The sequence below is a fragment of the Marinospirillum sp. genome (genome assembly GCF_035271045.1).
Classification (GTDB): Bacteria; Pseudomonadota; Gammaproteobacteria; order Pseudomonadales; family Halomonadaceae; genus Marinospirillum.
Map to the genome: position 1 here is coordinate 76405 of NZ_DATESC010000015.1, position 16529 is coordinate 92933.

14 protein-coding genes are annotated in these 16529 nt (G+C 43.5%); all 14 read right to left on the reverse strand.

Going from position 1 to position 16529, the window contains the following annotated elements; genetic code table 11:
* Positions 1 to 59: 59 nt before the first annotated feature.
* The 14 genes from ftsZ to rsmH all read right to left on the reverse strand — a co-directional run bounded on the left by ftsZ (position 60) and on the right by rsmH (position 16523).
* A complete protein-coding gene (gene ftsZ / locus VJY63_RS05915; RefSeq protein WP_324048984.1) occupies positions 60 to 1238 on the reverse strand; it encodes a cell division protein FtsZ in 1179 nt (392 codons plus the stop codon).
* A 197-nt stretch (positions 1239 to 1435) separates the two neighbouring features.
* On the reverse strand, positions 1436 to 2698 hold the full coding sequence (gene ftsA, locus VJY63_RS05920) for a cell division protein FtsA (RefSeq protein ID WP_324048986.1): 1263 nt from the start codon (positions 2696 to 2698) through the stop codon (positions 1436 to 1438).
* Positions 2699 to 2718: 20 nt separating this feature from the next.
* Positions 2719 to 3417, reverse strand: coding sequence for a cell division protein FtsQ/DivIB (locus tag VJY63_RS05925; protein ID WP_324048988.1), 699 nt, complete (start codon positions 3415 to 3417; stop codon positions 2719 to 2721).
* Positions 3410 to 4354, reverse strand: coding sequence for a D-alanine--D-alanine ligase (locus tag VJY63_RS05930; RefSeq protein ID WP_324048990.1), 945 nt, complete (start codon positions 4352 to 4354; stop codon positions 3410 to 3412). The genes VJY63_RS05925 and VJY63_RS05930 overlap by 8 nt, the downstream gene beginning before the upstream one ends.
* Before the next feature lie 9 nt (positions 4355 to 4363).
* The gene (gene murC, locus VJY63_RS05935) at positions 4364 to 5803 is read right to left on the reverse strand and encodes a UDP-N-acetylmuramate--L-alanine ligase (RefSeq protein ID WP_324048992.1); all 1440 of its coding nucleotides are present in this window, start codon (positions 5801 to 5803) and stop codon (positions 4364 to 4366) included.
* Entirely contained in the window at positions 5800 to 6909 is a 1110-nt protein-coding gene (gene murG / locus VJY63_RS05940) for an undecaprenyldiphospho-muramoylpentapeptide beta-N-acetylglucosaminyltransferase (RefSeq protein ID WP_324048994.1), read from the reverse strand. Before murG ends, murC begins: the two co-directional genes overlap by 4 nt.
* 5 nt (positions 6910 to 6914) lie before the next feature.
* Positions 6915 to 8108: a putative lipid II flippase FtsW gene (gene ftsW, locus VJY63_RS05945; RefSeq protein WP_324048996.1), complete on the reverse strand. Its 1194-nt coding sequence runs from the start codon at positions 8106 to 8108 to the stop codon at positions 6915 to 6917.
* The gene (murD, locus tag VJY63_RS05950; protein WP_324048998.1) at positions 8084 to 9439 is read right to left on the reverse strand and encodes a UDP-N-acetylmuramoyl-L-alanine--D-glutamate ligase; all 1356 of its coding nucleotides are present in this window, start codon (positions 9437 to 9439) and stop codon (positions 8084 to 8086) included. The genes ftsW and murD overlap by 25 nt, the downstream gene beginning before the upstream one ends.
* A 10-nt stretch (positions 9440 to 9449) precedes the next feature.
* The gene (mraY, locus tag VJY63_RS05955; RefSeq protein ID WP_324049000.1) at positions 9450 to 10532 is read right to left on the reverse strand and encodes a phospho-N-acetylmuramoyl-pentapeptide-transferase; all 1083 of its coding nucleotides are present in this window, start codon (positions 10530 to 10532) and stop codon (positions 9450 to 9452) included.
* 52 nt (positions 10533 to 10584) lie between these two features.
* Positions 10585 to 11955 (reverse strand): UDP-N-acetylmuramoyl-tripeptide--D-alanyl-D-alanine ligase, encoded by a 1371-nt coding sequence (locus VJY63_RS05960; RefSeq protein WP_324049002.1) that lies wholly within the window; start codon positions 11953 to 11955, stop codon positions 10585 to 10587.
* Positions 11952 to 13532 carry a UDP-N-acetylmuramoyl-L-alanyl-D-glutamate--2,6-diaminopimelate ligase gene (locus tag VJY63_RS05965; protein ID WP_324049004.1) on the reverse strand — a complete coding sequence of 527 codons (1581 nt, stop codon included), beginning with the start codon at positions 13530 to 13532 and terminating at the stop codon, positions 11952 to 11954. Before VJY63_RS05965 ends, VJY63_RS05960 begins: the two co-directional genes overlap by 4 nt.
* A 15-nt stretch (positions 13533 to 13547) precedes the next feature.
* Positions 13548 to 15221, reverse strand: coding sequence for a peptidoglycan D,D-transpeptidase FtsI family protein (locus VJY63_RS05970; protein ID WP_324049006.1), 1674 nt, complete (start codon positions 15219 to 15221; stop codon positions 13548 to 13550).
* Positions 15218 to 15550: a cell division protein FtsL gene (ftsL, locus tag VJY63_RS05975; protein WP_324049008.1), complete on the reverse strand. Its 333-nt coding sequence runs from the start codon at positions 15548 to 15550 to the stop codon at positions 15218 to 15220. Before ftsL ends, VJY63_RS05970 begins: the two co-directional genes overlap by 4 nt.
* Before the next feature lie 10 nt (positions 15551 to 15560).
* Positions 15561 to 16523 carry a 16S rRNA (cytosine(1402)-N(4))-methyltransferase RsmH gene (rsmH, locus tag VJY63_RS05980; RefSeq protein ID WP_324049010.1) on the reverse strand — a complete coding sequence of 321 codons (963 nt, stop codon included), beginning with the start codon at positions 16521 to 16523 and terminating at the stop codon, positions 15561 to 15563.
* Positions 16524 to 16529: the final 6 nt, after the last annotated feature.

Genomic DNA, 16529 nt, shown 5'->3' on the forward strand with positions numbered 1-16529 from the left:
GCCTAGCAACCTTTTGTCTACAGCGCTAGCTAATATATTTAATCTTAGCAAGCGCTTACTTAATCGGCTTGCTTACGTAAAAACGCAGGAATGTCCAAATAACTCATGTCTGTATCGCTTTTACTACTGACTCTTGATTTGGGTTGTTGACGTATTTCTTGACTTTGAGAGTCAACACCACCCATATCTGCCAAAGTAGGACGCACTGGACGTACTGGTTTTTGAGGCTGGACTTTAGCTGCTGGTGCAGGCACCGCTGCTGCCTCAATTTTTTTAGCTTGCGCCAAACCCGTTGCAACAATGGTTACACGCAACTCTTCTTCTAAACTATTATCAAGTGACGTACCAACAATAACCGTCGCATCATTAGAAGCGAACTCAGTAATAACATTCATAACGTCTTGGAATTCATGCAAGCCCATGTCGGAGTTGGCAATGACGTTCACCAAAATACCCCGTGCGCCTTTCAAATCAACATCTTCTAACAATGGAGAACAAACTGCCTGCTCAGCAGCTTCACGCCCACGCTGATCGCCCTTAGCGGAACCTGCACCCATCATTGCCATACCCATTTCAGACATAACAGTACGTACGTCAGCAAAGTCTAGGTTAATCACACCAGGATTAGTAATCAGCTCGGCAATACCTTGAACAGCGCCTAGCAATACATCGTTAGCAGCAGCAAACGCATCTAATAAAGTGGTATTCTTACCCATCACAGATAAAAGGCGTTCGTTAGGAATCGTAATCAATGAATCAACGTGCTGAACTAGGTTGGCGATACCTTCTTCAGCGATCATCATTCTTTTACGTTGTTCAAAAGGAAAAGGTTTAGTAACAACAGCAACTGAAAGTATACCTAATTCTTTAGCAATTTCTGCCACCACTGGTGCAGCACCGGTACCTGTACCACCACCCATACCGGCAGTAATAAACAGCATATCAGCACCTTGCAACACTTCTTCAATTAACTTGCGATCCTCTAATGCTGCTTGCCGTCCGATTTCAGGGTTAGCACCAGCACCTAGCCCTTTGGTAATTTCACCACCAAGCTGTATGACTGTTTTAGCCGCAACGTTTTTCAGTGCTTGTGCGTCAGTGTTGGCACAAATGAATTCAACGCCTTCAATTTTTGCAGCAACCATGTGGTTTACTGCATTACCACCACCACCACCGATACCAATAACTTTGATAACTGGTGATGCTGTAGGTGAACTGTCTACTAATTCAAACGCCATTTATTATTCTCCCGAACCCAACTTTATGACCAGCTAAGGGTACAGAAGATGCCTGTATAACCCTTGATTAATAATGATTTCCCATCAGATTAGCTTAAATCAACACAAATAAACTAAGCGTTAAAAGTGGCAAGCTACCTAACGAAAAAAGCCAAAAAATGTTTTATAGCACAATAATACCAAAATAATGCATATATTTAAAACTGACTTTTAAACCAACGCTTAAATTTTACCGTTAAACCATCAGCATCGGCTTCTGCTCTTAAACTATCTTTACGGTAGCTGACTTCAGGTAAATTCTCTGATTCAGTTCGTAATAACGCATAGTGCAGTAATCCAACGCCAGTAGCATGAATTGGATTATTAACAACATCATCTAACCCAACCACAAACTGTGGACTAGCCAAACGAACTGGCGCATGAAAAATCTCTTCAGCCAACTCAACCGCACCTTCCATTTTAGAAGTACCACCGGTTAAAACAATGCCAGCAGGAATCAACTCTTCAAAACCACTGCGGCGCAATTCAGCCTGAATTAACGTAAATAGCTCATCGTAACGCGGCTCGACTACTTCAGCCAAAGCTTGACGTGATAAATCACGTGGCTCTCGATCGCCCACGCTGGGCACTTTAAGCATCTCATCAGGACCTGCCAACTGGGTTAAAGCACAAGCATATTTAATTTTAATGCTTTCGGCATGAACCGTTGGTGTTCTTAACGCCATAGCAATGTCATTGGTGACTTGATCGCCAGCAATCGGAATCACTGCAGTATGACGTATCGCGCCTTCGGTAAAAATAGCAATATCAGTTGTGCCGCCACCAATATCAACAATGCACACACCCAGCTCTTTTTCGTCTTCAGTTAATACTGAATAACTTGATGCTAACTGCTCTAAAATAATATCTTCAACTTCTAAACCACAAAGACGCACGCATTTTTCTATATTTTGCACGGCATTAACCGCACAAGTAACTAGATGCACTTTAGCTTCAAGACGAACCCCTGACATCCCCATCGGTTCACGGATACCCTCTTGATTATCTATAGCGTACTCTTGTGGCAAGATATGAATAATTTTTTGATCGGCAGGAATTGGCACAGCTCTAGCGGCATCAATAACCCTTTCTAAGTCAGCTTCACCAACCTCACGGTCACGAATCGCCACAATACCGTCAGAATTCATACTATGAACATGGCTACCTGCAATACCAACATAAACAGAATGAATTTCACAACCAGCCATTAGTTCAGCTTCTTCAACTGCACGGCGAATGGACTGGACTGTTGATTCGATATTAATAACAACGCCTTTTTTTAGACCGCGTGAAGGATGCGAGCCTAAACCTATAATTTCTAACTTACCTTCAGGAGTACGCTGACCAACAATTGCAACAACTTTAGATGTGCCAATATCTAGGCCAACAACTAGGTTACCGCGACGTGACTGCAAAGCCATAAGAAAGACCTACTCCTTAACTATTGATTAGTAAGCTTTTGCCAAGCAACAGACAAACCATTGGGGTAGCGTAGGTCAACACTGGATAATTTTTCAGCGTCTGCTGCTAACCAATATTGCCAAGCCCATAAAAAACGATTAATTCGAACCGCTATATTATCACGTCCAAGCAATACTCGAATATTAGTATTAAACTCCAACTGCCACGAACCACGCTGCTCATGGTGCAATTCAGTCAATTGTAATTCTAAATGTTGTGACAAAGTATCAAGATCGTGCCAAAACTTAATCGCTTCAGCAAGTGTATCCTTTTTCACATAAATATGCCGCCCTAATTCTTGTGTATATTTGAAGCCAGGATTGAAGCCTACACCCTGCTCATCAATTAAATACCCGTCATTCCAATGCGCCCAAGGGATACGTTCAACCAACTCTAAATGGATTTTATCTGGCCATTGCCGACGCACAGTAACGTTATACAACCAAGGATCTTGTTCTAAACTAACTTTAATACTTTTTAAATCCACCAACCAAAAAGCATCATTTAACCAAGGTAAAACACGGGCTTGTAACTGTTCTAAATCGACATACTGCACTTCACCATAAATAGCCACCTGACCCACCGGTCTAGCTAAAACCCAATTTAACCAACAACCCACTAAAAATAATAATAAAAATAAAGGCGCGAACACCTTAATCCAAAAAACTGGTCTAGCCACAAAAAACCTTTAGATTAGCCGTTGCTAGAATATTCACCACTAGCTGATCGAAGCTTAATCCTGCAAAAGCAGCCGCTTGCGGCACCAAACTATGGTCGGTCATACCTGGGCTAGTATTTACTTCTAATAACCAAGGTTGTCTGGCTTCATCCACCATAATGTCAACTCTACCCCAGCTTTCACACCCGACTGCACGGTAAGCATCGAGTGCTAACTGTTGAATGGCTTGCTCTTCTTGATTCGATAAACCACAAGGTAATAAGTATTGCGTATCAGTGGCCGTATACTTAGCATTAAAATCATAAAAATCGTGGCTAGTTTTTAAACCAATGACCGGCAAAGCTTTGCCATCAACAATGCTCACGGTAAATTCTGAGCCACTGATAAAGCGCTCTGCCAAAATACGTGAATCATACTCGCTGGCTTTAACATAAGCCTGAGCCAACTGCTTGGCAGAAGTAATTTTGCTCATACCAATACTCGAGCCTTCATGAGCAGGCTTAACCATCAATGGCAAACCCAACTTAGCCACTAGCTGCTCAGCATTAGTATCAGCATTCAACAAGCTAGACACAGGCGTTGGCAAACCTAAACCTTGCCAAACCTGTTTGCATTTAAACTTATCCATACCTAACGCAGAAGCCATCACGTCACTACCGGTATAAGGAATACGCAGCCACTCTAAAACACCTTGGATACTGCCATCTTCACCACCACGGCCATGCAAAGCAATAAAAGCACGGTCAAATTTTTCAGCCGTTAGCTGAGCAACGGCTTGTTTGGTTAAATCCAATCCAAAAGCATTCACACCTGAACGCAACAAGGCAGCTAAAACGGCATTACCGCTGCGTAAAGACACGTCACGTTCAGCAGAACAACCGCCCATTAATACTGCAACACGTCCAAACTTATGTATTGCTTCTTTACTCAGGCTCATGGACACCCTCTAATTTTTCTTAACTGTGACAAATTCAAGCTTACTCATAGCAAGGCGTTGAGCAACGCCACCTACATCACCTGCACCTTGAGTCAACAACAAGTCGCCAGGGCGTAATACACCAGCCAATAAACTTTCTAGCTCGCTGTTGTTATCAAGAAATAAAGGATCTAGCTTGCCGCGCTGACGAATTGAACCACTTAAACTGCGACCATCAGCACCGGGAATTGCTGACTCACCTGCCGCAAAAACATCCAACAGCACTAGCACATCAACACTAGACAACACCTTAACAAAATCTTCGTACAAATCACGGGTGCGCGAAAAACGGTGGGGCTGATAAATCATCACCAAACGGCGCTTAGGCCAACCTTCACGCACCGCGTTAATCACCGCGTCCACTTCACGGGGGTGATGACCATAATCATCCACTAGCATCACTTCACCATCACCAACCGGAAAATCACCCATTAGCTGAAAACGTCGCCCAACCCCTTGAAAACCTGACAAGCCACTAACAATGAATTGATCGTCAATGCCTTCATCCGTAGCAACAGCAATCGCAGCTAAGGCATTGAGCACATTGTGGCGACCGGGGATTTTTAAGCTAATATCTAGCGGTAGGTTTTTATTAGGACGCAGCACTGTAAAGCTAATTTCACGACCCACTTGTTTAAAATTAGTCGCACGGTAATCGGCTTCTTCATTAAAACCATAGGTTAAAATTGGACGACTAATTTTAGGCATTAATTCAGTAACAATTTCATCATCGGTGCAAATCACAGCCAAACCATAAAAAGGCAGATTATGTAAAAATTCTAAGAAGGTCTGTTTCAGTTTTTCAAAATCACCACCATAGGTCGACATATGGTCAGCATCAATGTTGGTAACAATAGAAACCACTGGCTGTAAGTGCAAAAAAGACGCATCGGATTCATCCGCTTCAGCAACTAGGTAGCGTGATTCACCTAAACGTGCATTAGTACCGGCTTGCGTTAATCGACCACCAATCACAAACGTTGGATCTTGCCCTGCCTCAGCCAAAATAGAAGCAATTAAACTGGTAGTGGTGGTTTTACCGTGCGTACCAGCAACAGCGATACCATGACGAAAGCGCATTAATTCAGCCAACATTTCGGCACGGCGCACAACAGGAATGCGTGCATCTAATGCAGCTTTAATTTCGGGATTACTTTCGTTAATCGCACTAGAAACCACAACAACGTCTGCACCAGCAATATTTTCAGCCAAATGACCAATGCAAATTTTAGTGCCTAAACTGGCTAAACGCTCGACAACAGTGCCTGACTTTAAATCTGAACCACTGATTTTATAGCCTTCGGTTAGCAATACTTCAGCGATACCACACATACCAGCACCGCCAATGCCAACAAAGTGAATATGCCGAATACGGCGCATAGTAGGTGCTCGATAAGCAAGCTCGTTCATTGAATATCCTTCAAAATTATCTTCAGCATTTGTTGACCAGCATGGTTAGATGCTAGCTGGAAAGCCTTGTCTGCCATCGTTGCTAGGTAGCGACGATCAGCTAAGTTACCACTTAATAATTCTGCTAACGAAGTGGCATTAAATTGGGTTTGTGGCAAAAGTAGTGCCGCGCCAGCATCTGCTAGAAAACGCGCATTATGCGTCTGATGGTCATCAACCGCAAAAGGAAAAGGCACTAATATTGAAGCAACACCAACCACAGCCAACTCAGCCAAGGTTAAAGCGCCTGCGCGACAAACAACCAGATCTGCCCAGCTTAAAGCGGCAGCCATATCTTCAATAAAATCAGTAACCGTAATTTTTTCATGTAACTCAGGTATTTTTTCATAAAGTGGTGCATACAGCGCTTGCGTTGTTTCAAACTGCTTTTTACCCGTTTGGTGACGCATAAGGGGTAATTGATCGTTAGGTAACAAATTAAGCGTAGCTGGCAAGGTCGTGTTTAATACCTGCGCGCCTAAACTGCCACCAATAATAAGAATACGCAGCGGCCCAGTGCGTTCGGCATAACGCTGTGTGGGTGGCGGTAAATTTAATAAAGTTTCACGCACGGGATTACCCACACACTCAACTTTAGGGTGATCTGCAAACGCTTGTGGAAAAGCAGTAAAAACCCGTTTAGCTAAATAAGATAAACTTTTATTGGTCATCCCCGGCAAAGCATTTTGTTCATGTATATACAAAGGAATACGCAGCAGCCAAGCGGCCAAACCACCCGGGCCGCTGGCAAAACCACCAAAACCAATCACCCGACAAGGCTTAACTTGGCGTAAAATTTTAATTGCCTGCCACACGCTTGCCAATAACTTAAAAGGGGCAAATAACAACGTTCTTTTACCTTTACCACGCAAGCCAGAAATGCTTAATTCATAAAAAGGAATACCCGCAGCAGGCACGTTTTGTGCTTCCATGCTGTTGCTGCTACCCAACCAAACTACGCTTTCACCTTGCGCTTGCAACAGCTTAGCCATTGCCAAAGCAGGAAAAATATGACCACCCGTGCCACCGGCCATTAATAATGTGGGTTTAGACACGGAATGACTCATAGCGCTTACTCCTGAAATGCCTGTTTACGGCGTTCGTAATCGGCACGAAAAATTAAGCCCAGCATTATACCACTGGCAATTAAGCTGCTACCGCCGTAGCTAATCAGCGGCAAGGTTAAACCTTTGGTTGGTAACAGCCCAGTATTTACACCTAAATTAACCAACACTTGGGTTGTAAAAATAACCCCCAAACCATAGCAAAGGTAGGCTGAAAAAAAATGCCCAATCACTTCACACTTCCGACCAATTAAAAAGATACGACTAATTAACACAACAAAAAGCGCAATCGTCAGTAGACCACCAATTAATCCCAATTCTTCAGCAAGGATTGAGAAAATAAAGTCAGTGTGCGCCTCAGGCAAATAAAAGAGCTTTTGTACGCTATTACCCAAGCCTAAACCCGCCCAATGCCCTCGCCCAAAAGCAATTAACGCCTGTGTTAACTGATAACCTGAATTAAATTGATGCGACCAAGGGTCGGTAAAACTGGTTAAGCGTTCAACGCGATAAGGCTCCATAATGGCAATGAATGCTAAGCCAACGACAGCCGTTAATAACACGAATAAAAAGTGTTTTAATTGCACTCCAGCTAAAAAAACCATACCCATAATAGCAGTCATAGCCACCACTAAACTGCCATAATCCGGCTGAAAAATAAGCAAACTGCCATAGACCAACACCAGCAATAAAGGCTTAATAAAACCAGTAAACGTATTACGAACCTGTTGTATATGGCGAGTTAAATAGCTAGCCATATAAATAACCAAACAAATTTTAGCCACTTCAGACGTTTGTAAGTTAAAAAAACCAAAACTAATCCAACGCGTACTGCCATTGATTTCACGGCCAATTAACAAGACAAGGCTTAATAATAAAAAAGCGAACAACAAAAACAACGGGCCTTGTTTTTGAATCAAGGCCAGCGGCACTTGGCTGACTAAAAATACAATAAACAAACTTAATACAGCAAAAATACCCTGCCGTATTGCATAGTGTTGCGGGTTATTGGAAAGGAACTCTGCAACAGCGACAGAAGCTGAACTCACCATTAGCCAGCCTAAAGCTAACAAAAATAGGCTGCTAAAAAGTAGCCATCCATCTAAGTAGCGTGTTGAACTTAGGTGCAAAGTACGCCCTTGCACCTTTAAATTAGAAAAAGATGGCAAGTATTGGCTTAGCTGGGCAAGTCGATTACGCACTGAGCAAACACCTCACCGCGGTGTTCAAAGCCGCTAAATTGATCAAAACTGGCACAAGCTGGCGATAATAAAACTTGTTCACCACTAACAGCCTGAGCTGCTAGCCAAGCAACCGCTTCGGGTAAACTGGCTAAAGTGTGTTGTTTTAAGTTATCGGGTAAGTATTCAGCAATTAAAGACGCATCACGGCCAATCAAAGCAACACCGGCTATATTTTTAGTTAAAGCCATTTTAATGGGCGAAAAATCTTGGCCTTTACCTTCACCGCCTAAAATCAACCAAATGGGCGCATCAGGCTTAGCCAAACCTTTAACCGCAGCTAACATCGCACCCACATTAGTGGCTTTAGAGTCATTATAAAAAACCACACCCTTACGACTTGCCACAAATTCACAACGGTGCGCCAAAGGCTTAAATGCAACAATTGCAGCACGCATTGCTTCTATAGAAAAGCCAACTGCAAAGCCTAACGCAAAAGCAGCTAATGCATTACTTAAACCATGATTACCTACCAAAGGCACTTCATTAGCCGCCATTAACGGCTTATCACCCTTCATTAGCCAACGCTCATCGCCTAAATAGATTAAGCCTAACTCATCAGCATGGCTGGGTGCATTCAAGCCAAAACTTAGCCGCGTCGCCTTTAGGCCATGAATTGGAAAAGTTTGTGGATCTTCACGGTTAAATATTACCGCTGCACAATGATGATAAATCCGCTGTTTAGCAAAAACATAATCAGCAAAATTGGCATAACGGTCAAGGTGATCTTCACTCACATTTAACACCACAGCGGCTTTTGCATTTAAAGACTGAGTGGTTTCTAACTGAAAAGAAGACAGCTCTAATACATAAATGTCCTGCTGACCTTGAGCCAGTAAGTCAAGCACAGGCAGACCAATATTACCGCCGACCCCCACTTTTAAACCGGCAGCTTTAGCCATTTCGCCCAGTAAAGTCGTCACAGTACTTTTAGCATTAGAGCCCGTAATCGCAATCACCGGCTGTTGAACGGCACGGCAAAATAACTCGACATCCCCAATAATTGTAACACCCTGCTGACGGGCGGCTTCTATCGCTGAATCGGCAACACTAACCCCTGGACTAACGATTAAACAGCTAACCGAACAAGTTAACTCAGCATCTAAAGGCCCTAACCAAATGGACACATCAGGCCACTGCTGCCGGAACGTTTCTAAACCCGGTGGATTAACCCGTGTGTCAGCAATGGAAAAAGATTTGCCCTGCATTGATAAATAATTAGCCACTGAAAGGCCTGTTTGACCCAATCCAATAATTAAATAATCTTCCTTGTTTAAATAAGCTGAACTCATAACAATCCTTTTATCGTAATTTAAGTGTCGACAAACCAATCAAGACTAACACCACAGTTATAATCCAAAAGCGCACAATAACACGCGGTTCAGGCCAACCTTTTAATTCAAAATGATGGTGCAAAGGTGCCATAAGAAATACCCTTTTACCGGTCATTTTAAACGAAGCTACTTGAATAATGACAGACAAGGTTTCCATCACAAACACCCCACCCATAATAAACAACACAATTTCTTGGCGTACAATCACTGCTACCGTACCTAGCGCAGCACCCAAGGCTAAAGCGCCTACATCGCCCATAAAGACTTGAGCAGGGTAGGTGTTAAACCATAAAAAACCTAAACCAGCACCAATAATGGCAGTACAAAAAACCACTAATTCACCTGAACCGGGTATAAAAGGGATTAATAAGTAGTTAGCAAAATTAACATTACCACTGACATAAGCAAAAATACCCAAAGCACCCGCCACCATAACGGTCGGTAAAATAGCTAAGCCATCTAAACCATCGGTTAAATTAACAGCATTACTTGAACCAACAATCACAAAATAAGTAAGGAGTATAAAAAACACGCCCAGTTCCAATGCAACACCTTTAAAAAAAGGAAAAATCAACTGAGTCTCAGCAGGAACAACCGCCGTGTGAAACAAGGCATAAGCGACTAAAAAACCGACTAAAGATTGCCAAAAATACTTCCAGCGAGCAGGTAAACCACGGGGGTTCTTTTCGACAACTTTACGCCAATCATCTACCCAACCAATCGCACCAAAACTAAGCGTTACAATTAATACTAACCACACAAAACGGTTGCTTAAATCAGACCACAGCAAAGTGCTTAGCGCGATGGATAATAAAATCAGCGCACCACCCATTGTTGGCGTGCCTGCTTTAGAAAGGTGTGATTGCGGGCCATCACTACGAATCGCTTGACCTATTTGCTTTTCTGTTAAACGCCGTATCATCCAAGGTCCAAACAGCAACGAAAAAGTCAGTGAAGTAAGTACACCTAAAATACCGCGCAAACTTAGGTAATTAAACACTTCAAACATGGCATGAAATTGTGACAAGTACTGGGTGAGCCAAAGTAACATTGGTTATTTCATCTTAGTAGTTAAATGGGATTTAAAGTTTGGTGCTTCTTATTTACTTATTTAATGGCACTAATAAATCAACCAGCTTATCCATAGCAGCTGTACGTGAACCTTTCACTAACAAACAGGTATCCACATTAAGTTCTGGCTTTAGTAATTCAGCCAAAGCTTCATGGCTAACGGCTACTTTACCACCTTCACCAAATGCTTTAGCCGCTAAACTTGCCTTACCCTGCAAAGCAAATAACCCGTCCAATCCTTTTTGTCGCGCATACGCACCTAACTCGATGTGAATGTTATCAGTTGCTTCGCCTAACTCGGCCAAGCTTCCTAAAGCCAATAATTTCTTACTCGCTGGTAAAGCAGCCAATAAATCAATCGCTGATTTAACTGCATCAGGACTGGCATTGTAACTATCATCAAGCACGAGAGCACCACCCCAAGCGTTGATTCTCTGTAAACGCCTTGCTACCGGCTGTAAAGTTTCTAAAGCCTGAGCTTGCGTGGCTAAAGGCACACCTAAATGCCCTGCTGCTGCGATTGCTGCTAGTGCATTGGCAATATTGTGCTTACCCGGCAGCGGTAAACGTATTGCCTCTTCACCCCAAGGCGTAACCACCGTAAAACGGGCATTGCCCAATTTATCGAGTTGTACTTTCTTGGCTACAACATCGGCTTGCTGAAAACCAAAGCTGATTACTTGACCCGTAGCTTGCTGTTTTGCTTGTTGCAACCAAAAATCATAAAAAGCATCATCGGCATTTAAGACTAGGCAACCACCTAATTTAATGTGTGCCAGCACTTCAGCTTTAGCAGTCGCAATGGCTTGCATACTGCCAAACTCACCCAAGTGCGCCCCTGTTACATTAGTAATAATCGCCATGTCAGGTTGAGCAATACGCGCCAAATAATCAATTTCTTGTAAATGATTAGCACCTAACTCAACCACCGCAGCAGCATGAGTCGGCTGTAAGCCTAACAAGGTTAAAGGTACGCCTAACGCATTATTCAAATTACCACGCGTCGCCAAAATTTGCCCATAATGTGCCATCAATATGGCGGCTAGCATTTCTTTAACACTGGTTTTGCCGCTATTGCCTGTCACTGCAATTAAAGGCGCTGTAAAAAGTTGACGATTATAACTGGCTAAATCAGCTAAAGCTGTAATAACTGAGGTGACTTTAATTTGCGGTAAACGGCTTGGCTGCCAACGCTCAACCAAAGCAGCACTGGCGTAATTATTTTGGGCCTGGTCTAAAAAGTCATGCCCATCAACCCTTTGCCCTACCAAAGCAGCGAACAAAGTACCGGCATCAACTTGACGTGCATCAAGCGTAACACGCTGCACTAGCACGCTAGTTTGACCTTGAACTGTCCCCCCCACACAAGTGGCTAGCTGTTGCAAAGTTAAAGGGTGCATCATCGCTTTTTACTCATTAAGGCCTGTTGCGCCTGCTCAAGATCATTAAAGTGTAAACGCTGACCTGCTATTTCTTGATACGTTTCATGGCCTTTACCGGCAATTAATACCCAGTCGCCTGCTACGGCTTGGGTAATCGCCATTTGAATGGCTTGTTGTCGATCAGCAACCTCCAAAGCATCAGCACCAGCGCCCACTAAAATGGCTTGGCGTATGCTTGCTGAATCTTCATAACGTGGATTATCATCCGTTATCAGCACTTTATCTGCAAGCCGCTGCGCCACTTCACCCATCAAAAAACGCTTACCCGTATCACGATTACCGCCACAACCAAACACACACCAAAGTTTGCCTTGGCAATGTTTTCGCAAGGCTAATAAGGCCTGCTCTAAAGCATCGGGCGTATGAGCATAATCAACCACTACTTGGAGTAAAGCAGCCGATTGAGGAACAGCCGAAGGGTTTAAAAAAATTCGCTGCATTCGTCCCGGTACGGCTTGTAACTGATTCAATACAGCTAAAACTTGTGGCATAGCAACACCCTCGGCTAATAAAGCAGCCATAACCGCTAAAGCATTGGCCAAATTAAACGCACCTAACAAGGGTAACGTTAAATGGTAATTTTTTTGCTGATGCAGCGGTTGTTGATAAACCAGTTCGGCTTGAATGCCATCCAACGTATAAGTAGCTTGCACAACATTTAAACAAGTAATCCAATTAAATAAAACTTGCTCTTTTGTAGCCGGTTTAAGGCTATAACCAAAACATTGTTTAGGTTGATGGGTTGAGTTTTGTAAATTTATTAGCCACTGCTGGCCCACTGGATCATCTAAATTAATCACCGCCGTTTCTAGTTCAGGGCGTAAAAATAATTGTTGCTTGGCGCTGGCATAAGCTTCAAGGCTGCCGTGATAATCTAAATGATCGCGGCTTAAATTAGTATAAATAGCACTGGTCATTAACAAGCCATCTAAACGTCCCTGATGCAACGCATGAGAAGAAGCTTCAAGGGTTACTTGTTCAATGCCTTGCGCTGCCCAATCTGCATAAAGTTGATGCAATTCAAAAATATCTGGCGTGGTGTGCGTAGCGGCTTGTAATTGATGTAACTCACCATTACCCAGCGTGCCAACTAAGGCGCTGCGTTTACCTAATAACTGCCAAGCTTGGCATAAATAATGCGCAACTGAAGATTTACCGTTAGTACCTGTCACTGCTTGAGTACGTATTTTTGATAAGGGCGCTTGAGTATTCAAAGCTAACAAGGCACCTAGATGGGCACGTAACTGCGGTAGTTTTAATAACCAGCCAGAAGCGTGCTGCTCCAAAGCTAAATCACCGTCTGTCACTGCCAACAATGCACCTCGCTGCCACGCTTGTTCCACAAAAGCTAAACCCTGTTGCTGAGTACCAACTAAAGCAAAAAAAACATCTCCCATTTCAACTAAACGGCTGTCATGCACCAAACGTGTAAACGTACGAGTCGATAAGGGCTGATTAGCCAAAATAGCCGTCAATTTTGGCCATAAAACAGCCCAGTCGTTTAACTGCTTGGCTTTTGTTAACCTTAAAAGACTCATGGTATTTTTTACCCCTTACTCCATTTGTTCAAGGTTATCCGGTGGTACATCCAATATTCTTAACGCATGACCAACAACACGCCCAAACACCGGAGCAGCCACCTGACCACCAAAATACTCTTGCCCTTTAGGGCTATCAATAATTACGACAGCGACTAAACGTGGGTCGCTGGCAGGTGCTATACCTGCAAAAGTGGCGATATAATCACCTGACTCATAACCGTCTGTTTTACCTAGTTTATGAACCGTGCCTGTTTTACCTGCCACACGATACCCCTTAATAGCAGCACGTGTACCCGTACCACCAGGCTGCACAACTTTTTCCATCATTTCTAAAACGGCTGCCACCACTTCAGGGTCAAATACCTGATGGGTTACTGGATCATTTACTTTTAATAAAGATAACGGATGCAAGCGGCCATGATCGGCTAAAACCATATAAGCTTGAGCTAGCTGACCTAAAGTCATCGACAAACCATAACCATAAGACAAGGTAGCGCGTGAAGTGCGAGTAATGCCAAAACCACCGGGCAAAACGCCTGAAGCTTCACCAGGAAAACCCGTACCCGTTGAACGCCCAAAACCTAATTCACCGTAATAATCAATGAGTTGGTTTTCAGGCAGCGCTAAAGTCATTCGTGCTACGCCTACGTTGCTGGAATGCACAAGAATGCCTTCAGGGGTTATTTCACCGTAATTACGCGCATCACGTATTATTCTATTACCTAATTTCATTCTACCCGGCGCAGTATCAATTAATTGATCGGCTTTAAATAAACCTGATTGCAGCGCTATCGCAATACTTAATGGTTTAATCACTGAACCCGGTTCAAAGACATCGACTAATGCTCGGTTACGCAATTTGGAAAGGTCTAAAAAATTACGATTATTAGGATTAAATGCAGGCTGATTAACCATTGCTAAGACTTCACCGCTGCGAGCATCCAACAAAATAATACTACCCGACACGGCTTGATGCTGGTCAACCACCGCTTTTAATTCACGGTAAGCCAAATACTGCAAACGCATATCTAAACTCAGCGTTAAAGTTTGACCTGGATGCGGCGGTTGTAGCACGGCAAGGTTACGCACAGTACGGCCTTTTAAGTCTTTTAAGACGCGTTTACGACCAGGCGTAGCTTTTAACCAATGCTCCCAAGACAGTTCTAAACCTTCTTGGCCTTGTTCGTCAACATTCGTAAAACCCACCAAGTGCGCCGCTACTTCACCCGCTGGGTAATAACGTTTGTATTCATCTTGGGCGTAAACACCAGAGATTTTTAGCGCCATCACTGCTTCTGCTACATCCGGCATAACTTGACGCTTTAAATACATAAACTCGTGGTTAGCGTAGCGATTTAAACGCGCAAAAAAATCACTGGGGGTTTCATCTAGTGCTTTAGCTAGGGCATTAAGCAATGGGCCATCTTGCGGTAATTGACTAGGATTAGCCCAAAGGGTGGTAATAGGCGAGCTAATCGCCAAGGGTTCACCATGACGATCAGTAATCATGCCACGGTTGGCTGGAATGGGTTCAACGCGCAACGTTCGCACATCACCTTGGCGTTTAAGAAACTCTCTTTCAAATAAGTGCAAATGCACCAAGCGACCTACTAACAGCAGCAACAGCGGTATAATAACCAAAGCAACAAAACGTAAACGCCAAGGTGAAACAACCAAGCTATTCATGGCTGAGTCACACGTTTAATTTGCAAGTCTTTACCTTCTGGCAGGTGCAAATCTAATGCTTGACGCGCTAATTGCTCTAGGCGAGCAGACGAAACAAATGCACTTTCTTCTAACAATAAACGCCCCCATTCAACTTGCAAGGCATCCCTTTCGCCTTCTAAGGTTTGCAAACGGACGTGTTGACTTCTGGATTGATGGGTCACTTGAATAAGCCAATGAGCACTGACTAGCAAACAAATAATCAGCAATAACAAGGGCCAATAAAGCCTAAGTAAGGGCAAGGCTAATTTAAAAAGTTGGTAGTATTTATTGAGTGCTGTAAAAAGCATAGCGCCTCACCTAGTCAACCTTATTAAGCTTTTCCGCTACTCGCATAACCGCACTGCGTGAACGTGGATTACGTTCGACTTCAACTGCTGAAGGCTTAACGGCTTTGCTCTTTAATTTTAAGGTGATGTTTAATTCATCTTGACGAAAAGGCATATCATGCGGCAAATGGGCATCGCCACGCGCAGCATCACGCATAAAACGTTTGACAATGCGGTCTTCTAAGGAATGGAAACTGATAACCACCAAACGACCACCTGGCAATAACAAATCCATCGCTTGATCGAGCATATCTTTTAAATCATCTAATTCACGGTTAATGTGAATACGGATAGCTTGAAAAGCACGAGTAGCAGGGTGTTTGTGCTTTTCCCAACTAGGGTTAGCCGCTTTAACAATTTCAGCTAGCTGACTGGTGCGGGTAATGGGTTCTTCTTGCCGCGCTTTAACTAAGGCTCTTGCCATGCGGCGTGAATGACGCTCTTCACCTAGGTGGTACAGCACATCGCTGATTTCTTCTTCTTTAGCTTTAGCTAGCCATTCTGCAGCACTTAGGCCACGGCTAGTGTCCATACGCATATCTAATGGGCCGTCATTCATAAAACTAAAGCCACGACTAGCATCGTCTAACTGCGGCGAAGATACGCCCAAATCCAGCAAAATACCATCAACACCTGCCCAACCCTGTTGTTGCAAAAAACTGGCTAATTCAATAAAAGAACCATGACAAATAGCAAAGCGTGAATCTTGATTTTTTAGCAGTGCGGCGGTTTCTAAAGCACGCGGGTCTTTATCAATACCCAACAAGCGTCCTTCGGTCGTTAACTGCTGTAAAATTTGGCGACTGTGACCACCACGACCAAAGGTACCGTCCACGTAATAACCGTCAGGTCGAGTCACTAAAGCAGCAACGGCTTCTTCTAAAAGTACAGTTAGATGTACATCGGGTGCAGCCGCTGGCGTATTTGTGGGCATAATCAA